Here is a 20,968-nt window from a genome sequence, read left to right as displayed (position 1 = left end):
CCCCCGGAAGCTTCGACATCCTCCCCATGGACGCCATGCGCCGCACCATTGCGGCGCGGCTCACCGTGTCGAAGCAGACCGTCCCGCATTTCTATCTGTCCATCACCTGCACGCTGGACGCGCTGCTGGCCACGCGCGGGCGCCTCAACGCCGCCGCCCCCAGGGACGCCGGCGGCAAGCCCGCCTGGAAGCTCTCGATCAACGACTTCATCATCAAGGCCATGGGCGTGGCGCTGCAGAAGGTGCCTGCCGCCAATGTCACCTGGGCCGGGGACTCGATCCTGCGGCACCGCGCCAGCGACGTGGGCGTGGCGGTTGCCGTCGAGGGCGGGCTCTTCACCCCCGTCCTCCGCGCCGTCGAGTCCAAAACGCTGACCGCCATTTCAGCCGAGATGAAGGAGCTTGCCGCAAGGGCCCGCGCCCGCAGGCTGGCCCCGCCGGAATATCAGGGCGGCGCCACGGCGATCTCCAACCTCGGCATGCATGGCATCGAGCAGTTCACCGCCATCATCAACCCGCCGCAGGCGACGATCCTCGCGGTCGGGTCCGCGGTCGAGCGCTTCGTGCCGGTGAAGGGCCAGCCGGTTCTGGCCACCCGGATGACCTGCACCCTCTCCTGCGATCACCGGGCGGTCGATGGCGCGGTGGGTGCGGAGTTGCTCCAGGCCCTGCGGAACCTTATTGAAGAACCGTTGCTGATGCTGGCCTGAAGACCGGCACAGCCCTGACCGGGAGGTGACCCATGCCGCGCTATGACTATGTCTCGATGGGCTTTTACACCTATGACTGCCTGGGCTGGCCCTTCACCGAAGTGCCCGCGGGCGGCGGCACCGCATTCATCGACGAATTGACGCTTGCCGTTTCGGGCGCGGGCGGCACCGCTTCCATCGCGGCGGCCAGGATGGGCCTCGCCACGCTGGCCGTCGCGGGCGTGGGCGACGACCTGATGGGCGACTGGGTGCTGCAGCGCCTGCGGCATTTCGGCGTCGACACCTGGGGCGTGCAGCGCGAACCCGGCTGGAAGACATCCTCCTCCATCGTGACCACCAGGGCCGACGGCTCGCGCCCCGCACTGCACATGAAGGGCGCCACCGCAAACTTCTTCGTGACCGATGAGATGATCCCGCGCGTCACTGACACCAGGGTGTTCCACGCCGGCGGCGTTGGCCTGATGGACGCCATGGACAAGGGCCAGACGGCCGTCGTCATGAAGGCCGCCAAGGCCCGTGGCGCCACGACCACGGTGGATGTCTTTGCCGGAAGCCCGAAGGACTTGCCGGCCATCGCGCAGGTGCTGCCCTATACCGATTATTTCATGCCCTCGATCGAGGAGGCGCAGGCGCTCTGCGGCCGCAGCGACCATGCCGGCACGGCGGCGTTCTTCCTCGACATGGGCGTCAAGGCCTGCGTGCTGACGCTGGGCGGCGACGGCGCCTATTACCATGACCGGAGCGGCGTCAAATTCCATGTCCCCGCCTATGACATCAAGGTCAAATGCACCTGCGGCTGCGGCGATGCCTTCGATGCGGGCTTCGCGGTGGCGCTGGTGCAGGGTTTCGACATGGAAACGGCGGTGCGCTTCGCACAGGCCACCTCGGCGCTGAACGCCACGGGGCTCGGCTCGCAGGCGGGTGTCAGGGACTTCGCGCACACGCTGGCGTTCATGAAAACGACGAAGACGAAAGGCTGAGCAAACGCGTCTTCCCCCGATGAGCAGGCGGGAGAGGAAGCGCCGCTCACCGGTCCTTGTCGAAGGGGTTCTTTCCCCCCCGCAGGCTGAAGCGGATGGGGGTGCCGCCCAGGTCGAAGCTTTCGCGCAAACCGTTCATCAGGTAGCGCACATAGCTTTCCGGCATCTTGGAGAGCTGGTTGCCGAAGATGGCGAAGGTGGGGGGCCGCGCACTGGCCTGCGTTGCGTAGCGGATCTTGATGCGGCGGCCGGAGGGTGCGGGCGGCGGGTTGCGCTCGATGGCGCTTTCAAGCCAGCGGTTGACCTGGCTCGTCGGGATTCGGCGGTTCCAGCGCTCCATGGCTTTCATCACCGTTTCGAGGAGCTTGTCGATGCCCTTCTCCCGCTTCGAGGACAGGGTGACGACGGCGACGCCGCGGATTTCCGGCAGCACGTCCTCGAGGGTGGAGATCACGTCCTTGAGCTTCTTCTGCTTCTCCTCCACGAGGTCCCACTTGGACAGCGCCAGCACTGCGGCGCGGCCCTCGCGCGCCACGAGGTCGCAGAGCGAGAGGTCCTGCCGCTCGACGGGGAGCGAGGCATCGATCAGCACCACCACGCATTCGGCGAAGCGGATGGCGCGCAGCGCGTCCGACACCGCGAGCTTCTCGATCTTCCCGACAACCCGCGACTTCCGCCGGATTCCCGCCGTATCCCACAGCTTGATCCTCTGGCCGCGCCAATCGAATTCCGAGGAAATCGCATCGCGCGTGATGCCGGCCTCGGGGCCGGTCAGCATGCGGTCCTCGCCGAGGATGGTGTTGACGAGGGTGGATTTGCCGGCATTGGGCTGGCCGATGATGGCGAGGCGCAAGGGGCCATCGCCCCGGTCCTCGCCCTCCCGGGCCCCGCCTTCCTTTTGCTCCGTGAACGGAAGAAGCGCGTCATAAAGCTGGTCGAGGCCTTCGCCATGCTCGGCGGAAATGGCAAGCGGTTCGCCGAAGCCCAGTTCGAAGGCTTCCAGCAGGGCGCCCTCGTGCCCCCTGCCCTCGGCCTTGTTGGCGACGAGGATGACGGGCTTGCCGCGGCGGCGCACCCGGCCGGCAAATTCGCGGTCTACCGGCGTCACGCCGGCGCGCGCGTCATAGACGAAAAGCACGACGTCGGAATCGTCCACCGCCGTCTCGGCCTGGGCGCTCATGCGCGCTTCCAGGCTGTCGCCCCTGATGTCGTCGAGGCCCGCCGTGTCGAAGACACGGAAGCGCAGGCCGCCGAGATTCGCCTCGCCCTCGCGCCGGTCCCGCGTGACGCCGGGCTGATCGTCGACAAGCGCGATCTTGCGGCCAACCAGCCTGTTGAACAGGGTCGACTTACCGACATTCGGCCGCCCCATGATGGCGACGGTGGCGGTCATTGCGGATCTTTGAACGTGTCGCCGGTGGTGGTGGGCGGCGTGCAGGCCGGGTCATTGCTGGCGCAGCCGGCGCCCGTGCCGACGGGCTTGGAGGCAGCACCCACCTGCGGGTCCGGCTTTTCCGGGAAGGTTGGGCGGCCGGGGATGGCGTCCTCGCGCTGGCCCGGCAGGACCTTGTTGTTGGTCTGCCCCGTCACGGTGTCGAGATAGCTGCAGCCCGAAAGCAGCGTCAGAGCGCCTGCCGCCAGCAGCAACCGGGGGACAAATCTCATTTCGCTGGCGCCATGGGCAGGAGGAGCTGAGACATCTTCTCGGCGCGGTTGCGCAGCGCGGCAGGCGTTTCCGGATCCGCGAGGATCGCCTGCACCTGTTTGTCGGCGCCGGCATAGTCCTTGAGGCGGAACTGCGCCGCGGCCATAATCTCGCGCGCCACATGCCGCCAGGGGTTGCCCGGAGCGGCAAACTCCTTGAGGCGCGACTCGAGATCGGCGAAAGCCTCGCTGTCAGCCAGTGCGGCGGCGGCGCGGATGCGCGCAATGTCGCGCAGCGTCTGGTCGATGCCGGCATCGGCCGCGATCGCGTCATAGAGCTTCACGCCCTCCTCCGCCCTGGCGCCGGCCACGAGTTCGGCGGCGGCGCGCAGGCGGCCCAGATCCGCGAAGCCGGTCTGGCCGATGGCCTCGAAATCCTTCACCGCATCGGCAGCCTTGCCGGCTCCCACCAGCCCGGCGGCGGCGAAGAACTTGTCACCGGCGGCTTCCGACTGTTTCAGCTGGACATAGCGCCAGCCTTCCATGCCGGCGACACCGACAATAATGAGAACGCCTGCGCCGATCACGGCATTGCCATAGCGGCCCCACAGTTTCTTGAAGCGTTCCTGGCGGACCTCTTCGTCCACCTCGCGAAACAGGGATTCGTCACTCAAAACGTGGCTCCTCACATCAGCCAAGGGATTGAGAATCGGCGTAGATCAGCCCCAAGGCAAGATCAAGGCAATTCAGGCGCGCCAGAACGAAGCTCACAAAAGCGGAACCCGCTCTTGCGACAAGATCATGCTCCGGCATATGCGCTTGCGCATGTTCTTTTCGTTCAGACGGTTCCGCCTGAACGGGACATGCTTTAGCGCCCGCGGCGCACGCCGTAGATGCCCTCGACCACCCGGCTGCTGTCACGCTGGTACATGAGCCACAGGGCCGCGCCGATGCCGGCGCCGCCGGACAAGAACCCGAGAACCTCGAAGAACATGATTCCTCCCCGTTTCGATGAGGACCATCATGCTGACTGTCACCCGGTTAACAACGGGTTAAACGCACATCATTCCGCAACCGTGAAGGCGCCGGTGAGCTGCTGAGCCGACGCGGGCGCCGTAAGTGCGGCACGCGCCGCTGCGCCAAGCATGAACTGCCGCGGCGCGACAGTCATCCTCGCTCCGGATGGCCCCCGTGCCGCCTCGTGCCGCCCCGTGGCGGCGAGACGATAGCGAAGGCGCTACTCCTTCATCTCATAGGTGTTCTCAGGCGCGGGGAAGGCGCGGCTCCGAACATCCTCGGCATAGATGCGGATGGCGCCCTCGATGGCAGCCCCCACCTTGCCGAACTCCTTGACGAACTTGGGCACGCGCGGGGACAGGCCCAGCATGTCTTCCATGACGAGGATTTGCCCATCGCAGGCGGGTGATGCGCCGATGCCGATGGTGGGGATCGGGATCGACCCGGTGATCTTCGCCGCGAGCGGCTCGGCAATGGCCTCCAGCACCACGGCGAAGGCGCCGGCCTCGGTGACGGCCTGGGCATCATCCTCGATGATGGCCCATTGCGCCCTGGCGCGGCCTTGCGTCCTGAAGCCGCCGAGGATGTTGATCGACTGCGGCGTGAGGCCGATATGCGCCATCACCGGAATGCCGCGCTCGGAGAGGAAGCGGATGGTTTCCGCCATGCGCTTGCCGCCCTCGATCTTGATGGCCCCGCACTGGGTTTCCTTCATCACCAGGGCCGCGTTGCGGAAGGCCTGCTGCGGACTTTCCTCATAAGAGCCGAAAGGCATGTCGACCACGACGAGCGCGCGCTTGGCCCCGCGCATCACCGCGCGGCCGTGCAGGATCATCAGCTCCAGCGGCACGGGCAAAGTGGACTCGAAGCCGTGCATCACCATGCCCAGCGAATCGCCCACCAGCAGGAAGTCGACATATTTGTCGGCAATCGCCGCGGTATGGGCGTGATAGGAGGTGAGAGAGACGATGGGGTCCTTGCCCTTCCGGGCGGTGATTTCGGGCGCCGTCAGACGGCGCATGGCGGCATGCTGCGACATGGGCCGAGACTAGTCTCCCTGAATCAGCCCGGCAAGGGGAGCTGGAACACCGGCACGCCGATCAGCGCCATGTGAAGCTGGGTCATGATGCCATAGAGCGCGATGCCGCCAAGGACGGAAAGCAGATTATGGCCCCCGCGCACCTCGGGCGACGGCCTCACGCCGTTTGCCGTGCCGATGAGGATGTGCAGAACCGCATAGATCAGGAAGCCGCCGAACAGGATGATGCCGGCCATGTCGCCATTGGCGAGCAGATGCCCCGTGGCCCAGAAGATTGCCGCGAAGGCCATGGGAAAGCGCAGCTTCCGCCGCCACGAACCGCGGAACAGGAAGATGCCGAGGAAAACAAAGGCGATCAGGGTGAGGACGCCGTTGGCAATCCAGCCCCACTGCGGCGGCTCGTAGACGAGGACGAAGCCGGAGGCGCGCCAGCCCAGCACGATGAGCACGATGCCAACGAGCGAGGCGATGCCGAAGACCGGGCCATAGGTCTTTTCGCCGATGCGCCGCGTGATGCGCCGTTTGATCGCGGGCACGGCCGCCACCAGATGGAGCACCGCCGTGAAGACGACGCCAAGGGCAAGAAGCAGCATCACGCCACCGGGATGCCGAGAACATAGGGATGAAAGCCGAAGAGGAACACCGCATAGAGCACGATGCCGATGACCACGGCCATGATGTCGGAGCGCGCGCGCGGAATATAGTCCGGTCGCTTTCCGCGGATCTCCGACATGACGATATCGGCCAGGCCGACGACCAGGAAGGCGCCGAACAGCCAGACGTCGGCGCGGCGGCCATTGACGAGCAGGTGGCCAGCCGACCACAGCACGATGCCGATCGACATCGGGTTGTGCAGCCATTTCCTGAGATAACCCTTGCCGTGCGAGGCGCCGATCAGGATGAAGGCCAGAAGCACCATGAGCATGGTGAGGTGCTTCGCCCCGGGAACGCCGTCATAGATCACGTCGGGCTCGGCGCGGGCCTGGCCGAAGCCCACCGCCATCAGCGCAAGACCGGCGAGCGACACGAGTGCGTACAGCCCCTTCCATTGCCTTTCGCCGAGCTGGGCGCGGAAACTGTCCCGAAGGCCCGGAAACAGGATCGAAAAGAGATGAATGCCGCCAAACAGCAGGCTGCCGATGTAGAGCAAAATCATGTCGCGTTTCCTTCTCCCGCCGCCGCTTGTGCCAGATTATTCAGGCCGATCCAAGCCCGCGGAGCGCGGCGGGCAGGGTCGCGATGCTCTGCGCGATCACCTGGCCTGTTGCAAGGCCGGGGGGCAGGCCCCGTCGATGATGAGGCTGGCAAAGCCATGAACCGGCGCTGCGCCGTGGGCGGCGGCATTTACCGGGCGCATACCGGCGAACGGCATGCTAAATCCGCGCCATCCGCCGCGGGGAGGAATCAGCCTGCCTGCCAGGGGGCGCTTTGTCCGAAACCGATCGAATGCCCGCACCGCCCACCATCTACATCGTCTGCTCGGACCGCGGCCGCAACGGCAAGACGCTGCTCGCCCGCATCCTCGTCGACCATCTGCTGATCGCGGAGCGCGACCCTTTCTGCTTCGACCTGAGCGCCCCGGAGGGCGCGCTGCGCGCCTACTTCCCCGGGCGCACCGCGCTGATCGACATGGGCGAGGAAAACAGCCGGGCGAAGCTCTTCGGCATCCTGCTGGCCCGCACCGGGCGCGACTATGTCATTGACGTGCCGGGCGCCCAGTTCGCCCGCTTCTGCGAGGCGGCGGGCGGGATCGGGCTGCACGGGAAGGCCGCCGCCATGGGCTTCCGGCTGTGCATCCTCTTTGTCGTTGACCGCGATCCGGCCTCGCTGAAGGCCGCCGTGACGCTGGAGGAGATGCTGGCGCCCGACCTGCTGGCGCCCGTCGTCAGCCGCTTCGTGGGAACCTCCCTTCCCGAGGGCGGGCCGGGTCCGGTGATCGTCATCGACAAGGTGGATGGCGAATTGCGGGCGATCATGTCGCACCGCCGCTTTTCGCTGCGGAGCTTCCTGCTGGGCGACGAGAAGGACGTGCCGCCGCGGCTGCGCCCGCAGCTCAAGAACATGCTGTACGGCGCGATCGACGGCATTCGGAATCTCGATCCGGCCATGACCTTGCAGTCGCTGCACGCCGCCGAACCATGAAATTTGAATTTGAACGGCCCCGCGGCACCGGCTAGACTGGATCAGTTGTAGTCCGGAGGCGCCATGAAATCCCGCGGGGTCCTGCCCCTTGCATTCGTTCTGCTTTCCGCCGCCGCGATCCTTCCGGCCGCTGTGCCCGCTGCGCTGGCGCAGGTGACCAACATTGACGTGCAATGGGCCATCTCCGCAATTCAGATGGCTGGCACGCGGGCCAACCAGATCCCCGGCATCAAGAAGGTGCCGAGCGTCGGCGTCATCCGGCTCGATGTGCCGACGGTCCCGATGTTCAACGGAGACGTTCCGGACTGGCAGGAATTCAGGATCATGACCCAGCGCAACGCCGCCGGCGTCGCCAAGCTGCGGAAGAACCTGGCCGCCAACCCGGCAACGGCTGCCGCTCTTGCCAAAGCGGGCGTGCAGCCCTGGCAGGTGGCCGGCGTGCAGGTCGGCAGCAACGGTGCGCTGCGTCTTTACATCTTCTCCGCGCGCAACTGGTAAATCATCACGCGGCGGCGGGCCGCTCCGCCACATGTTCCGGCCGGTCCGCCGCCTTGCCGCGGCGGCCTATGGCAGGTCGCGGTTCAGTGGAATCGAAACCTGCTCTGTCTCTTTGTTTGGTCGCATTTTCGACGGTCAACCGGTGTCCACTTGACCTGAAATTGCATTAACGCCGCTGCCCGGCGTGTCCACGCCGACGGAGGCCTTCGCAGCACCTGGCGCCGGCGCGCGACGCGCGGCTCTATGCGGTGGGCGGCGTCACGCCCGCCAGCATGCGGGAGTGGGCTGACGCGGGCTGCGCCGGCTTCCGCGTCGGCTTCAGCATTTACAAGCCGGGCATGAGCCCGCAAGATACCGGCAAGGCCGCGCGCGATTTCGTGACGGCATGGAAGGACCTGAGGGGGAACGGATGAAAGTTGCGATGGTGACGGGTGCGGGCTCGGGGATCGGCAAGGCGGTGGCGCTCGCCTTCGCGCGCGAGGGCTATCACGTGGCGCTGGCCGGCCGCCGCGCCGATCTGCTCAATGCCGTGGCGACGGACATCGGCGGCACGGCGCTTGCGGTTCCCACGGATGTGTCCGATCCGAAATCGGTGAAGGCGCTCTTTGCCGCGGCGAAGGCCAGGTTCGGACGTCTCGACGTTCTTTTCAACAATGCCGGAACCGGGGCGCCCGGAACCATCCTGCTTGAGGACCTGCCGGTCGAAATGTGGCAGAATGTGGTGAACGTCAATCTCTCGGGTGTGTTCTACTGCATGCAGGAGGCGTTCCGCGTGATGAAGGAACAGACGCCGCGCGGCGGGCGCATCATCAACAACGGCTCGATCTCGGCCCACGCGCCGCGGCCCAATTCCGCGCCCTATACCTCGACCAAGCATGCCGTGACGGGCCTCACCAAGTCCGGCTCGCTCGATGGCCGCAAATATGACATCGCGGTGTGCCAGATCGACATCGGCAATGCCGCAACGGAAATGACCGAGAGGATGAAACCCGGCATGCCGCAGGCCAATGGCGCGGTGGCGCCGGAGCCCACCATGGATGTCGCCAACGTGGCGAAGACGGTCGTCCACATGGCGTCCCTGCCGCTGGAGGCCAACGCGCAGTTCGTGACGGTGATGGCGACGAAAATGCCCTATATCGGCCGGGGGTAAGCCCTCCGTCAGTCTTCTCCCGTTTGTCGGGCGGGAGAAAAAGGGAGCCCGCCCGCCCACAAACGCCTCCTCCGCCTTAATGCAAAACTGGCGCATGCTCTTACCGCAAAGGCAGGTTTCACTTTTGCGGATCATGCTTTAGGCAGGATGCGTGTTCAATTCGCAAATGCAGCTTGATGCTCAACACGGTGGCTCTCCCCCGGAAGCTGAGAGGACGCGCACGCCTCACGCCCTCGGCGCGTAATCTGCTCCATTCACCGTGGCCGGGCGCCCGTCCAGATGCAGCGCCGCCACCCGTTCCGGCGTCTCGGCGATCACCTTGCCGCGCCTGATCACCTTCAGGCGGTTGGCTTTGAGCCGCAGCGCCTCCACCGGGTTCTTCGCCTGCAGCACCACGAAGTCGGCATTGCAGCCCTTCTCGATGCCGTAACCTTCAAGATGCAGCGCCTTCGCCGGGTTCACCGTCACCGCATCGAAGGCCCAGCGCATCTGCTCCGGGCTCGTCATCAGCGCGACGTGGATGCCCATGGAGGCCGCCTCCAGCATGTCGCCCTGGCCGAGGGGATACCAGGGGTCCATCACGCAGTCGTGGCCGAAGGAGACCGTGATCCCCGCCGCGCGCAGCTCCGGCACGCGCGTCATGCCGCGGCGCTTGGGGTAGGTGTCATGCCGGCCCTGCAGCGTGATGTTGATGAGCGGGTTGGGCGTGGCATGGAGCTCAGCCTCCGCCATCAGCCCGATCAGCTTCGAGGCATAATAATTGTCCATCGAATGCATCGATGTGAGGTGCGAGCCGACCACACGCCCCTTGAGCCCCAGCCGCTGCGTCTCATAGACGAGCGCCTCGACATGACGCGACCACGGGTCATCGGTCTCGTCGCAATGAATGTCGACAAGCAGCCCGCGCTCAGCCGCGATCGCGCACAGCTCCGTCATGCTCCGCGCCCCATCCGCCATGGTGCGCTCGCCATGCGGAATGCCACCCACCACATCGACACCGAGGTCGAGCGCGCGCAGCAGGTTCGTCCTGGCCGAGGGATCGCGGTAGAAGCCGTCCTGCGGGAAGGCGACGAGCTGCAGGTCGATATAGGGCTTGACGCGCTTCCTGACTTCAAGCAGCGCCTCGACGCAGAGCAGCCGGTCGTCGCACACATCCACATGGGTGCGGATGGCGAGCAACCCCTGGCTGACCGCAAGGTCGCAATAGCGCATCGCCCGCTCGATCACCGCCTCATGCGTCAGCAGCGGCTTCAGTTCGCCCCACAGCCGGATGCCTTCGAGCAGCGTGCCGGACTGGTTGTAGCGCGGAAGCCCAAGAGACAGCGTCGCATCCATGTGGAAATGCGCGTCAATGAAGGGCGGCGACACGAGACAGCCCGTGGCATCGATGGTCTCGCGCGCCTCGGCTGTGATAACGGGAGACACTTCGGCGATCTTGCCGCCCGCACAGGCAATATCCACCTTGCGCCCATCGGCGAGCGTCGCGTTTTTCACCAGAAGACCGATCATAAGGAACCCCACTCGATTCGCGGAGATTAACCCCACACCTTGCCGTCATGCCAGTGGAAGCTGGCGCTCCGTCCCGAGCATATTCCGATCAGGTGGAACCGCCTGGTCGAAACATGCGCCCGATCATAAGCTGGAGCATGATCTTATCGCAAAAGCGGGTTCCACTTTTGCGTTGGGATCATGCGCCAGCGGGGAGCGACCGAAACAAAAAGAGCGCCCGAAGGCGCCCTGCCGAACCCTGCCATGCAGGCCGGTCAGCCCTCTTCGTAGAACACGTGGCGGCCGATCTTGATCAGGCGCTTCATGCTCTTGGCCCATTTGGGGTTGACGTAGTCCGCGTGGTAGTTGGTGGCCGTGCCGATGGCGGCCACCTTCGCGTCACCCGACATGGCCATCTGGGCGATACGTTTGGCGTTGGCCCAGGCGGCGGCGCTGCGCACATCGTCCGGCAGGCCGTCACAGGCGAAGGAGAATTGGCAGGAGTTGCGGCGGCCCGAACCCTGATAGACCACGCCGCATATCGACTTCGGATATTCCGGGTCCTTGACGCGGTTGAGGATGACCTTGGCGACTGCCAGCTGGCCCAGCTGCGACTCCGACCGGGCCTCGAAATAGACCGCGCGGGCGAGGCAGTTTTCCTCGGCCGCCTGGAAGCGGCGCATGGCGATGGCCTTTTGGGCCGCCTGGCCGGCGGGCTTCCGGGCGGCGGCGACCGTGCGCTTGAGCTGGATGCCCTGCAACACCTTATGCGGCGACGGACCCTTGACGATCACACTGGGGGTCTGCGTGTCGTCCTCGCTCATGTTGACGGAGGCGGGAACGATCCGCACCTGCTGCTTTTCGACGATGGTGGCCTGAAGCACCACAGGCTTGTCGCCCTTGCCGCCGCTCGCGACGGTCTGCTCCTGATAAACGGACTGGGACGTGAATGCGGAAGAGCCAGCCGCCGGGAGGCCGACCTGTTCCGGCGCCAGTGAGCTCTTGGCGAGAATGTTGGAGGACGGGCCGAAAAGATTTTCAATGGTGTCGCCCGGGTCGGCATTATGGGCCACAGCGTTCTGCCCCATGTAGTGACCGGCAAAGGCGAAAGCCAGAACAAGCATTACCCCGGCGACGACCATGGGACCATGGTCGGCAAGCACGCCTCGCTTCCTCGGTGTGGCGTGGTTCTCGATGTCCCAGAAGCCGACGGGCCCTGCTTTTTTTCGACGCGCTGTTTTCTTCACTTCCCCTCGACACACCGTGGGCCGCAATTTTTTACGGCGCTGTTAAGATCGCGGTAGTCTATCGGGGTCCCGTTTAACATAGGTTAACCATGCGGGCAACCCGGGATCGTCACTTTTGGGCCTGAACCGTGACAAGGTGAAGGCGTGGTTAACCCCCTGCCACAATTCGGAAAAACCTATTGTTTCGAAAGGCTTGCCTGGGCTGCGGCGAGGCGGGCAATAGGCACCCGGAAAGGCGAACATGACACATAGTCAAGATTCACGGTTTCGCAGAAGGCGATGGAGGCAGGGTCGCCGCCATGCTCGCCGCAGATTCCGGCCTTGAGGCCGGGCCTTGCCGCACGGCCCCGCCCGGTGGCGATGCGGATCAGCTCGCCCACCCCCTCGATATCGAGCGAGATGAAGGGGTCGGTCTTGAACACGCCCTTGGACGTGTACTCGCCGATGAAGCGGGCGGCGTCATCACGGCTGATGCCGAAGGTGGTCTGAGTGAGGTCATTGGTGCCGAAGGAGAAGAAATCCGCCGATTGGGCGATCTCGGCGGCGAGCAGCGCGGCGCGCGGCAGCTCGATCATGGTGCCGACCGAATACGCGACAGCCACGCCTGATTCCTTTGCCACCTGTTCGGCCACCGCCACGATCCGCTCCTTCACCCGGTCCAGCTCGGCGCGGGAGGCGACGAGCGGCACCATGACCTCCGGGATCGGCGCCTGGCCGGTGCGGCGGTGGATTTCGGTCGCCGCCTCGAAGATGGCGCGGGACTGCATTTCGGCAATCTCGGGGTAGGAGATGAGCAGCCGCACGCCGCGGTGGCCCAGCATGGGGTTGAACTCCTTGAGCTCCGCCACGCGGGCGCGGAGCTGGTCCGGGTTCGCCCCCATCTGCTCCGCCACCTCCTCGATTTCATGCTCGGCCTGCGGCAGGAATTCGTGGAGCGGCGGGTCGAGCAGGCGGATGGTGACGGGAAGCCCCGCCATGATCTCGAACAGCTCGATGAAGTCGTTCCGCTGCATCGGCAGCAGCTTGGCGAGCGCTGCCCGGCGGGCCTCCACCTTGTCGGCGATGATCATCTCGCGCACCGCGACGATGCGCCCGGCATCGAAGAACATGTGCTCGGTGCGGCACAGGCCGATGCCCTCCGCCCCGAAGTCGCGCGCTGTCCGGGCATCGAGCGGGGTTTCGGCATTGGCGCGGACACCCATGCGGCGGAAGCCATCCGCCCAGGCCATCAGTGTGGCGAAGTCGCCGGAGAGTTCGGGCTTGATGGTGGCCACCTCGCCCTTCATCACCTGGCCGGTGGAGCCGTCCACCGTGACGGTGTCGCCCTTCTTCAGCGTCACGCCCATGACCGTGAGGGCGCCCGCCGCATAGTCGATGCGCAATGCTCCGGCGCCAGAGACGCAGGGCTTGCCCATGCCGCGCGCCACGACAGCCGCGTGGGACGTCATGCCGCCGCGCGTGGTGAGAATGCCCTCGGCGGCATGCATGCCGTGAATGTCCTCGGGACTCGTCTCGATGCGCACCAGGATGACGCGGCGGTTCAGCGATTTCAGCCGCTCCGCCTCGTCGGCGTCGAACACGATTTCGCCGGAGGCCGCGCCGGGCGAGGCAGGAAGGCCGGTGGCGATCACCTCGCGCCTGGCTTTGGGGTCCAGCGTCGGGTGGAGCAGCTGGTCGAGCGAGGCGGGGTCGATGCGCTGCACGGCCTCCGCCCTGGTGATCAGGCCTTCGGCGGCCATGTCCACCGCGATTTTGAGCGCGGCCCTGGCGGTGCGCTTGCCCGTCCTCGTCTGCAGCATCCAGAGCTTGCCGTCCTGGATGGTGAATTCCATGTCCTGCATGTCGCGGTAGTGGCGCTCCAGGAGGTCGAAATTGGCCTGCAGCTCGGTGAAGGTCTCCGGCATGATGTGCTCGAGCGAGGGGGCCTCGGAGTGCGCCTCGATGCGGGCCCTTTCGGTGATGTTCTGCGGCGTGCGGATGCCGGCCACCACGTCCTCGCCCTGGGCGTTGACGAGGAACTCGCCATAAAGCTCCCGCGCCCCCGTGGCCGGGTTGCGGGTGAAGGCCACACCGGTGGCCGACGTCTCGCCCATATTGCCGAAGACCATGGCCTGCACGTTGACGGCCGTGCCCCAGTCCTCCGGAATGCTGTTGAGCTTGCGGTAGGTGATGGCGCGCGCGCCGTTCCACGACTTGAACACCGCGCCGATGGCGCCCCACAGCTGTTCATGCGGGTCCTGCGGGAAGGGCTTTCCCGAAGCCTCCTCCACCAGCGCCCTATAGCGCGCGATGAGGCCCTGCCATTCCCCGGCGGTGACTTCGGTGTCGAGCGTGTAGCCGCGCTCTTCCTTGAAGCCGCCGAGAATGTCCTCGAACTCGGCATGGTCAACGCCGAGCACCACGTCCGAATACATCGAGATGAAGCGGCGGTAGCTGTCGAAGGCGAAGCGCCGGTCGCCCGAGCGGGCGGCAAGGCCCTCGACGGTTGAGTCATTGAGGCCGAGGTTCAGCACCGTATCCATCATGCCGGGCATCGAGGCCCGCGCCCCGGAGCGCACGGAAACCAGCAGCGGGTTGGCGGCGTTGCCGAACCCGGCCGCGGCAATCCTCTCGACCCGCGCCAGTGCGTCGCCGATCTGGGCTTCGAGGCCTTGCGGATAGGCGCGGTTGTTCTTGTAGAAGGCGGTGCAGACTTCGGTCGAGATGGTGAAGCCGGGAGGAACCGGCAAGCCAAGATTGGCCATTTCCGCAAGGTTCGCGCCCTTGCCGCCCAGCAGCGCCTTCATTTCGGCGCGGCCTTCCGCCGAACCGCCACCGAAGGAATAAACGAATTTCGCGCTTTCAGCCGCCATGACAGGTCTTCCCATTGCTTGACGTCGCTTATGAAGGCTTCTACCGGGCAGCGGCCCGCACGTTAGACAATCACAGGACCGTGATGCGTGCAACGCAATATCGCTGATGCGACACGGCGGCGTGGCAGGCCTCAGGCGGCGGCAGGCGTAAGCGACGGGCTGCGGGGGTAACGCACAAAGAGGATCCACAGGGCAATCGACAGGTTCAGCACGTTCCAGGCCACGCCATTGAGAAAGGCCATGGTGTAGGAGCCCGTCCAGTCATAGATCTCGCCTGACATCCAGCCGCCCAGCGCCATGCCGAAGACGGTGGCGGTCAAGACAGTCGAGATGCGCGTGCCCGCCTCGCGCGCCGGGAAATGATCGCGGATGATCAGCGCATAGCTTGGCACGATGCCGCCCTGGGACAGCCCGAAGATGGCGGAGACGACATAGAGCGAGGCCAGCCCGTCGAAGGGGATATAGGCGATGAGCGCCAGCGTCTGCATGGCGGAGCCGGCGATGAGTGTTGTGAGGCCACCCAACTTGTCGGCGACAAGGCCGGAGACGAGGCGGCTCAGCACGCCGAAGCCCAGCATGATCGACAGCATTTCGGCCCCGCGCGCCGGGCCATAACCGAGATCGGCGCAATAGGCGACGATGTGGACCTGCGGCATCGACATGGCGACACAGCAGGAAAGCCCCGCCAGAACGAGGGCGGGGAACAGGAAGCGGTGGCGGGGCAGAAGGCCCTTCTGGCCGGCGCCGCGGCTCGCGGGGCTTGCCGAATCATGGAAATGCGGGCGCTTCCTCAGAAGCTGCGCGCCCGGCACCATGACCACAACACAGAGCACGCCGATCGCCATGTAGGTCCAGCGCCAGCCATAGCTCTGAATCGCGGCCTGCATGAAGGGTGGCCAGATGGCGCCCGCGATGTAGTTGCCGCTCGCCACGATGGCAATCGCAATGCCGCGGCGCTTGAGGAACCACTGCGAGGCATCCGCCACCAGCGGCCCGAAGGTGGCAGCCGAACCGAGGAAGCCGATGAACACCGCCTGCACGGCGACGAACTGCCAGTAGCTCGTCGATATGGCCGCGAGGAAGAAGCCGGCACCCAGCGCAACGCCCGCGATGGTGATGGGCACGGTGATGCCGAACCTGTCCGCCAGCTTGCCCATCACGAAGCCGCCGGCCGCGAAGCCGAGGAAGGTGGCGGTGTAAGGGAAGGACGCGCCTGCCCGGTCCACCCCGAACTCGGCCTGGATCGTCGGCAGCACCACCACAGCGAGCCACAGCCCGATGCCGCCCACCACGGCGAGCACCAGCGAGATGAACAGCCTGATCCAGGCATGGCGGCTGTCCGGCGTGTAGGCGGAGGGGGCGGTCATAGACACTGCATAACAAAGCGGCGGCCTAGGTCCAAACGGCACCTTTGCCAAATCACTGGGACCAGCATTGCTTGGAGGGCGTGGCTCTGTCTAATGAATGCTGTCCGGCTGGAGACGGCCCATCGTCCTCTCCCGCCCTGCGGGAGAGGAAGGGGACCCAACGAAGTTGGGGGAGGTGAGGGAATGCCGTCTCCGGACCAAATACAGCGCCCGTTTTCCCTCATCTCCCCGTTGCGTTCCGCAACGGGTCCCTTCTTCTCCCGCTGAAGAAGCGGGAGAAGACAGAATGAGCATCCAGAAGACAATCCCCAGCGGGGGAAGTCGGGTGTGGTCTTCACCCCTCGATCTTCGAGAAATCCGCCACTTCCGCCGTGGCGGCGCGGATGTGGTTCAGGAGGCGCAGGCGGTTTTCGCGGAAGGTGGCGTCCTTGTCGTTGACCGTCACATGCTCGAAGAAGGCATCGACGGGCACGCGCAGCTTGGCGAGCGCCGTCATGGCCGCGGCGAAATCCTCCTCGCGCAGCGCCCGGCGCAGCTGGCCCATGGCCTGGGTGATCGCCGTGTGCAGCGCCTTCTCCTCGCCCTTGATGAGCTGGGCGATGTTCACGTCGCCATCAAACGACTTGCCGTCCTTCTTCTCCTCGATGCGGAGAATGTTGGATGCGCGCTTGACGCCGGCCAGCAGGTTCTTGCCATCCTCTGTCTCGAGGAAGCTCGACAGCGCCTCGACGCGCTTCGTGACCATCAGCAGGTCATTCTGGTTGCCGAGCGCGAAGACCGCATCGATCAGGTCATGCCGCTTGCCCTGTTCCTTCAAGTGCACCTTCAGGCGATCGGCGAAGAAGGCGATGAGGTCGTCGCCGCAGAAGGCGAGCGGCAGACGCAGGTTCTTGTCGAGGATGATGCGGATGACGCCGAGCGCGGAACGGCGCAGCGCGTAAGGATCCTTGGAGCCCGTGGGCTTTTCATCGATGGACCAGAAGCCGTTGAGCGTGTCGAGCTTGTCAGCCAAGGCAACAGCCTGACCCACAGCGGACACCGGAATGGAATCAGTCGGCCCCACCGGCTTATAGTGATCGCGGATTGCATCGGCGACGTCCGGGTCCACGTGCTGATCCAGCGCGTAGTAGCGGCCCATCAGGCCCTGCAGTTCGGGGAATTCGCCGACCATGCCAGTGACGAGGTCGGCCTTGGCGAGGCGCGCGGCGAGCCTGGCCTTTTCAGGGTCAGCGCCGATCTTCTTCGCAATCTCTGCAGCAAGCGTTTCGATGCGCTGCACGCGTTCGCCCTGGTTGCCGAGCTTGGCGTGGAAGGTGATGGCGTCAAGCTTCTTCGCCCACTCCTCCAGCTTCACCTTGCGGTCCTGGTCCCAGAAGAACTTGGCGTCCGAGAGCCTGGCGGCGATGACCTTGTTGTTGCCGGCGACGATGGTCTTGCCGCCGTCCCTGGCCACGAGGTTCGACACCAGCAGGTAGCGGTTGGCAAGCTTGCCCGTCGCGGCATGGCGAAGGGCAAAGCACTTCTGGTGGGTCTTGAGCGAGGTGGCGATCACCTCCGGCGGAACCGAGAGGAAGCTTTCATCGAAGCTGCCCATCAGCACCACGGGCCATTCGACGAGGCCTGCGGTTTCCTTCAGGAGGCCCTCGTCCTCGATCAGTTCGAGGCCCTGTGCGAAGGCGAGATTGCGCGCTTCCGTGCGGATCGTCTCGACGCGCGCACCGGCATCGACGACCACGAAGTTCTTCGCCAGCTTCAGCGCATAGTCCTCGAAGCGGCGCACCTCGATGTGCTGCGCGCCCATGAAGCGGTGGCCGCGGGTGATGTTGCCGCTGCGGATACCGTCGATCTCGAAGGGCACGACCTCGCCATCGAAGGTGCAGACGATGGAATGCAGCGGGCGCACCCAGCGAAGCGGGCCGGACCCCCAGCGCATCGACTTGGGCCAGGGGAACTTGCGCACGATGTCCGGCACGATGTCAGCAACGACGTCCGTGGCCGTGCGGCCGGGCTTGCGTATGACGGCCAGATAGAACTGGCCCTTCTTGTCATCCTGCACCCTGAGCTGGCCGAGGCTGAGGCCCGTCGATTTGAGGAAGCCTTCGATGGCGGATTGGGACGCATCGACGCGGGGACCTTTGCGCTCCTCGTTCACATCCGCCGCCTTTGCGTCCAGCCCCTCGACCGAGAGCACCAGGCGGCGCGCCCCGCCATGGGCCTGGGCGCCCTCATAGGTGAGGCCCGCCCCGACCAGGGCATTGGTGACCATCTGGCGAAGGTTTTCCGCCGCTCTGGCCTGCATGCCGGCGGGGATTTCCTCGGAAAACAGTTCGATCAGAAGTTCAGGCATCAGGCACTCCGGGAGGGTCCGCCGATTAGCAGCCTCCTCCCGGCTTGTCACCCCTCGGGGTCACAGCGCCTTGTGGCTGCCGTCGCAGAACACCGGCTGCTTGGTGTGCTTGCAGGCGCAGAAGAACTTGCGGCCGGACTCCTCCGCCGTCCACCTCACCGGCGTGAAGGACGAGCCCTTGTGCGAGCCGTCGCAGAAGGGCTGGTTCCTGGACTGGCCGCAGGAGCACCACCAGTAATCCTTGCCGGCCTCGACCTCGACGGGGATGGGCGACTTCTGGGCAATGGTGGGTTCGGACATGGAAGGCTCCCCTGATTTGGTCATTGATCGAGTTACGGTATCGGCAGTCACCCGCACCTAGTCAACCCCGGGGTATCATGCAACGCCGCCGCCGCCCGCCGTCTTGCTCCAGGCCTCGCAGCAGCCCTTGGCGAGTTCGCGCACACGCAGAATATAGGCCTGGCGCTCGGTGACCGAGATGACGCCGCGCGCATCAAGCAGGTTGAAGGTGTGGGACGCCTTGATGCACTGGTCATAGGCCGGCAGTGCCATTTCATGGCGCGTGTCGCGGTCGCCCGCGGCAAGCAGCGCCTTGCACTCGGCCTCCGCATCCTCGAAGTGCTTCAGCAGCGCCCCGGTGTTGGCGTGCTCGAAATTATAGCGCGAGAATTCCTGCTCGGCCTGAAGGAAGACGTCGCCATAGGAGATCCGCTTTGCGCCTTCCTGGCCATTGAAGTTCAGGTCATACACATTGTCGACGCCCTGCACATACATGGCGAGGCGCTCGAGGCCGTAAGTCAGTTCGCCCGAGACCGGCGCGCAATCCAGCCCGCCGACCTGCTGGAAGTAGGTGAATTGCGAGACCTCCATGCCGTCGCACCAGACTTCCCAGCCCAGCCCCCAGGCGCCCAGCGTGGGGCTTTCCCAGTCGTCCTCGACGAAGCGGATGTCATGCAGCGCACGGTCAATGCCGATGGCTTCGAGCGAACCCAGATAGAGGTCCTGCAGGTCGGGCGGCGATGGCTTGATGATCACCTGGTACTGGTAATAGTGCTGCAGGCGATTGGGGTTCTCGCCATAGCGGCCGTCCTTGGGGCGGCGCGAGGGCTGAACATAGGCCGCAGCCCAGGGCCTGCGCCCCACCGAGCGCAAGGTTGTGGCGGGGTGGAAGGTGCCTGCACCCACCTCCATGTCATAGGGCTGCAAAATGACGCAGCCTTTGCTTCCCCAATACTCGTGGAGGGTCAAAATCAAGTCCTGGAAGGATTGGGTAGGATTTAATGCCATGCGGTCCGCCTCGGGAAAGCGCGCCGGACTTTAGCGCACTGTCCGCAAAAGCGGAACCCGCTTTTACGATAAGATCATGCTCCGGAACATGCGCTGAGGACGCTGGTTCCGCGGGTTAAGCCTCGGGGTAATAGATGCCGGTGCGTGGGTCCTGGCGGAGACGGCGAATCTGGTTGGGCTGCCGGTTGGGACGGCTGGTCCGGACGCGGACCGGTTGCATATGACGCCTCATCATCAGCCTGATGACGAAGAATGACAGCACGGCTGCGGCGAACAGCGTGAAGAGCTTCAGCACAACCATCGGGACCTCCTATCAGCCTCCAAAAATACGATCATAAGCCGAAACGGGACCACAATGCACGCGTTTCGAGAGCATCCATGGTGTTTTCAGCAATATCAGTTACTTCGATGCCAAAACCGAGCCTTTTGAGGCCCCAGCCCTGGGCCGGCGACACGTTTTTGACAACAAGTTTATCGCCGAAGCGGCGCTTGAGCACCGGGTGCATGTGGCCGATGCCGTCGACCAGCCCGCGGGCCTGCGCCTGGCGGCCTACCCAGAAGGCGCCGGAGAAGATGTCCGGATCATCGGTCTTCAGCTTGCCGCCGCGCCGGGCCTTCACCAATGTCTTGAAGGCGTCATGGATATCGGCCTGAAGCGACTTCAAATGTTCAACATCTTCAATGCGTTCAGGCTTGAAGGGGTCAAGGATCGATTTGTTTTCGCCCGCCGTGTGAACGCGGCGCTCGATGCCAAGCTTGGCGATCGCCTCGACATAGCCGAAACCGGCGTAGATGACGCCGATCGAGCCCACCACCGAACTTTCATCGGCGTAGATCTCGTCTCCCGCACAGGCAAGCCAATAGCCGCCCGAGGCCGCGACATCCTCGCAGAAGACCAGGACGGGCAAATTCTTTTCCGCCGCAAGCTCCCGGATTCGCGCATGAATCAGCGCCGATTGCACGGCCGAGCCGCCGGGCGAATTGACCGAGATGGCAACCGCAGAGACGCCCTTTCTGCCAAAGGCGCGCTCCAGCGTATCGTTCACCGACTTCAGCGTGAGCGCGGGCCTGAGCGGCGTGCCGATGCCGATGGCGCCTTCAAGCCTGACGTGGGTGACCACCGGCACCGATTTGCGGAAGCGGAGCGGAATGATGGCGTCGAAAAAGCCGGAATTGCCCATGCGCTTCACATAGGTGTGC

21 protein-coding genes are annotated in these 20,968 nt (G+C 65.1%); 5 read left to right on the top strand and 16 right to left on the bottom strand.

Annotated elements, in window-relative coordinates:
* Together IOC69_RS03415 and IOC69_RS03410 are read left to right on the top strand one after the other, a co-directional pair.
* Positions 1-710, top strand: a 710-nt coding sequence (locus IOC69_RS03415) for a 2-oxo acid dehydrogenase subunit E2 (RefSeq protein WP_290542125.1), incomplete at its 5' end; no start/stop codon positions are given.
* A 32-nt stretch (positions 711-742) separates the two neighbouring features.
* Positions 743-1,690 carry a carbohydrate kinase family protein gene (locus IOC69_RS03410; protein ID WP_290542124.1) on the top strand — a complete coding sequence of 316 codons (948 nt, stop codon included), beginning with the start codon at positions 743-745 and terminating at the stop codon, positions 1,688-1,690.
* 46 nt (positions 1,691-1,736) lie between these two features.
* Here IOC69_RS03410 and der read toward each other — a convergent pair whose 3' ends face one another.
* From der to IOC69_RS03375, 7 genes are all read right to left on the bottom strand, one after another.
* Positions 1,737-3,083 (bottom strand): ribosome biogenesis GTPase Der, encoded by a 1,347-nt coding sequence (der, locus tag IOC69_RS03405; protein WP_290542123.1) that lies wholly within the window; start codon positions 3,081-3,083, stop codon positions 1,737-1,739.
* Positions 3,080-3,355 (bottom strand): hypothetical protein, encoded by a 276-nt coding sequence (locus tag IOC69_RS03400; protein ID WP_290542122.1) that lies wholly within the window; start codon positions 3,353-3,355, stop codon positions 3,080-3,082. Before IOC69_RS03400 ends, der begins: the two co-directional genes overlap by 4 nt.
* Positions 3,352-4,008: a tetratricopeptide repeat protein gene (locus IOC69_RS03395; protein WP_290542121.1), complete on the bottom strand. Its 657-nt coding sequence runs from the start codon at positions 4,006-4,008 to the stop codon at positions 3,352-3,354. The genes IOC69_RS03400 and IOC69_RS03395 overlap by 4 nt, the downstream gene beginning before the upstream one ends.
* 194 nt (positions 4,009-4,202) lie before the next feature.
* Positions 4,203-4,328, bottom strand: coding sequence for a hypothetical protein (locus IOC69_RS03390; RefSeq protein ID WP_290542120.1), 126 nt, complete (start codon positions 4,326-4,328; stop codon positions 4,203-4,205).
* A gap of 243 nt (positions 4,329-4,571) precedes the next feature.
* Entirely contained in the window at positions 4,572-5,390 is an 819-nt protein-coding gene (panB, locus tag IOC69_RS03385) for a 3-methyl-2-oxobutanoate hydroxymethyltransferase (RefSeq protein WP_290542119.1), read from the bottom strand.
* Positions 5,391-5,413: 23 nt separating this feature from the next.
* Positions 5,414-5,983: an NnrU family protein gene (locus IOC69_RS03380; RefSeq protein WP_290542118.1), complete on the bottom strand. Its 570-nt coding sequence runs from the start codon at positions 5,981-5,983 to the stop codon at positions 5,414-5,416.
* Positions 5,983-6,546 (bottom strand): NnrU family protein, encoded by a 564-nt coding sequence (locus tag IOC69_RS03375; protein ID WP_290542117.1) that lies wholly within the window; start codon positions 6,544-6,546, stop codon positions 5,983-5,985. The genes IOC69_RS03380 and IOC69_RS03375 overlap by 1 nt, the downstream gene beginning before the upstream one ends.
* Positions 6,547-6,836: 290 nt before the next feature.
* On the opposite strand from IOC69_RS03375, the gene IOC69_RS03370 reads away from it, so the two are divergent.
* From IOC69_RS03370 to IOC69_RS03360, 3 genes are all read left to right on the top strand, one after another.
* Entirely contained in the window at positions 6,837-7,532 is a 696-nt protein-coding gene (locus tag IOC69_RS03370; RefSeq protein ID WP_290542116.1) for a hypothetical protein, read from the top strand.
* Positions 7,533-7,595: 63 nt separating this feature from the next.
* Complete coding sequence (locus IOC69_RS03365; RefSeq protein WP_290542115.1) at positions 7,596-8,030, top strand: hypothetical protein; 435 nt, start codon at positions 7,596-7,598, stop codon at positions 8,028-8,030.
* Between the two features lie 409 nt (positions 8,031-8,439).
* Entirely contained in the window at positions 8,440-9,180 is a 741-nt protein-coding gene (locus IOC69_RS03360) for an SDR family oxidoreductase (protein ID WP_290542114.1), read from the top strand.
* Positions 9,181-9,405: 225 nt separating this feature from the next.
* On the opposite strand, the gene IOC69_RS03355 is transcribed toward IOC69_RS03360, so the two are convergent.
* The 9 genes from IOC69_RS03355 to IOC69_RS03315 form a co-directional block, all read right to left on the bottom strand.
* Positions 9,406-10,689 carry an amidohydrolase family protein gene (locus IOC69_RS03355; RefSeq protein WP_290542113.1) on the bottom strand — a complete coding sequence of 428 codons (1,284 nt, stop codon included), beginning with the start codon at positions 10,687-10,689 and terminating at the stop codon, positions 9,406-9,408.
* Positions 10,690-10,943: 254 nt separating this feature from the next.
* Positions 10,944-11,831 (bottom strand): cell wall hydrolase, encoded by an 888-nt coding sequence (locus IOC69_RS03350; RefSeq protein WP_290542112.1) that lies wholly within the window; start codon positions 11,829-11,831, stop codon positions 10,944-10,946.
* A 260-nt stretch (positions 11,832-12,091) separates the two neighbouring features.
* Positions 12,092-14,767, bottom strand: a complete 2,676-nt coding sequence (ppdK, locus tag IOC69_RS03345) for a pyruvate, phosphate dikinase (RefSeq protein ID WP_290542111.1) — start codon at positions 14,765-14,767, stop codon at positions 12,092-12,094.
* A 131-nt stretch (positions 14,768-14,898) separates the two neighbouring features.
* Entirely contained in the window at positions 14,899-16,134 is a 1,236-nt protein-coding gene (locus IOC69_RS03340; protein ID WP_290542110.1) for an MFS transporter, read from the bottom strand.
* Positions 16,135-16,468: 334 nt separating this feature from the next.
* Positions 16,469-18,481 carry a glycine--tRNA ligase subunit beta gene (glyS, locus tag IOC69_RS03335; protein ID WP_290542109.1) on the bottom strand — a complete coding sequence of 671 codons (2,013 nt, stop codon included), beginning with the start codon at positions 18,479-18,481 and terminating at the stop codon, positions 16,469-16,471.
* Between the two features lie 60 nt (positions 18,482-18,541).
* On the bottom strand, positions 18,542-18,781 hold the full coding sequence (locus IOC69_RS03330) for a CDGSH iron-sulfur domain-containing protein (protein ID WP_290542108.1): 240 nt from the start codon (positions 18,779-18,781) through the stop codon (positions 18,542-18,544).
* A 75-nt stretch (positions 18,782-18,856) separates the two neighbouring features.
* Positions 18,857-19,768, bottom strand: a complete 912-nt coding sequence (locus tag IOC69_RS03325; RefSeq protein WP_290542107.1) for a glycine--tRNA ligase subunit alpha — start codon at positions 19,766-19,768, stop codon at positions 18,857-18,859.
* A 115-nt stretch (positions 19,769-19,883) separates the two neighbouring features.
* Positions 19,884-20,069, bottom strand: a complete 186-nt coding sequence (locus IOC69_RS03320) for a hypothetical protein (RefSeq protein ID WP_290542106.1) — start codon at positions 20,067-20,069, stop codon at positions 19,884-19,886.
* Between the two features lie 31 nt (positions 20,070-20,100).
* Positions 20,101-20,814: a S49 family peptidase gene (locus IOC69_RS03315; RefSeq protein ID WP_290542105.1), complete on the bottom strand. Its 714-nt coding sequence runs from the start codon at positions 20,812-20,814 to the stop codon at positions 20,101-20,103.
* Positions 20,815-20,968 lie beyond the last annotated feature (154 nt).

The sequence above is a fragment of the Aestuariivirga sp. genome (genome assembly GCF_020252405.1).
Lineage (GTDB): Bacteria > Pseudomonadota > Alphaproteobacteria > Rhizobiales > Aestuariivirgaceae > Aestuariivirga.
This window is presented reverse-complemented; position numbering and strand designations above follow the sequence as displayed.

Bases quoted from the DNA above. Each gene is read 5' to 3' on its own strand.
- IOC69_RS03410 (WP_290542124.1), top strand. From the start codon at position 743: ATGCCGCGCTATGACTATGTCTCGATGGGCTTTTACACCTATGACTGC.
- der (WP_290542123.1), bottom strand. From the start codon at position 3,083: ATGACCGCCACCGTCGCCATCATGGGGCGGCCGAATGTCGGTAAGTCG.
- IOC69_RS03400 (WP_290542122.1), bottom strand. From the start codon at position 3,355: ATGAGATTTGTCCCCCGGTTGCTGCTGGCGGCAGGCGCTCTGACGCTG.
- IOC69_RS03390 (WP_290542120.1), bottom strand. From the start codon at position 4,328: ATGTTCTTCGAGGTTCTCGGGTTCTTGTCCGGCGGCGCCGGCATCGGC.
- panB (WP_290542119.1), bottom strand. From the start codon at position 5,390: ATGTCGCAGCATGCCGCCATGCGCCGTCTGACGGCGCCCGAAATCACC.
- IOC69_RS03380 (WP_290542118.1), bottom strand. From the start codon at position 5,983: ATGCTGCTTCTTGCCCTTGGCGTCGTCTTCACGGCGGTGCTCCATCTG.
- IOC69_RS03375 (WP_290542117.1), bottom strand. From the start codon at position 6,546: ATGATTTTGCTCTACATCGGCAGCCTGCTGTTTGGCGGCATTCATCTC.
- IOC69_RS03370 (WP_290542116.1), top strand. From the start codon at position 6,837: ATGCCCGCACCGCCCACCATCTACATCGTCTGCTCGGACCGCGGCCGC.
- IOC69_RS03365 (WP_290542115.1), top strand. From the start codon at position 7,596: ATGAAATCCCGCGGGGTCCTGCCCCTTGCATTCGTTCTGCTTTCCGCC.
- IOC69_RS03360 (WP_290542114.1), top strand. From the start codon at position 8,440: ATGAAAGTTGCGATGGTGACGGGTGCGGGCTCGGGGATCGGCAAGGCG.
- IOC69_RS03355 (WP_290542113.1), bottom strand. From the start codon at position 10,689: ATGATCGGTCTTCTGGTGAAAAACGCGACGCTCGCCGATGGGCGCAAG.
- ppdK (WP_290542111.1), bottom strand. From the start codon at position 14,767: ATGGCGGCTGAAAGCGCGAAATTCGTTTATTCCTTCGGTGGCGGTTCG.
- IOC69_RS03340 (WP_290542110.1), bottom strand. From the start codon at position 16,134: ATGACCGCCCCCTCCGCCTACACGCCGGACAGCCGCCATGCCTGGATC.
- glyS (WP_290542109.1), bottom strand. From the start codon at position 18,481: ATGCCTGAACTTCTGATCGAACTGTTTTCCGAGGAAATCCCCGCCGGC.
- IOC69_RS03330 (WP_290542108.1), bottom strand. From the start codon at position 18,781: ATGTCCGAACCCACCATTGCCCAGAAGTCGCCCATCCCCGTCGAGGTC.
- IOC69_RS03325 (WP_290542107.1), bottom strand. From the start codon at position 19,768: ATGGCATTAAATCCTACCCAATCCTTCCAGGACTTGATTTTGACCCTC.
- IOC69_RS03320 (WP_290542106.1), bottom strand. From the start codon at position 20,069: ATGGTTGTGCTGAAGCTCTTCACGCTGTTCGCCGCAGCCGTGCTGTCA.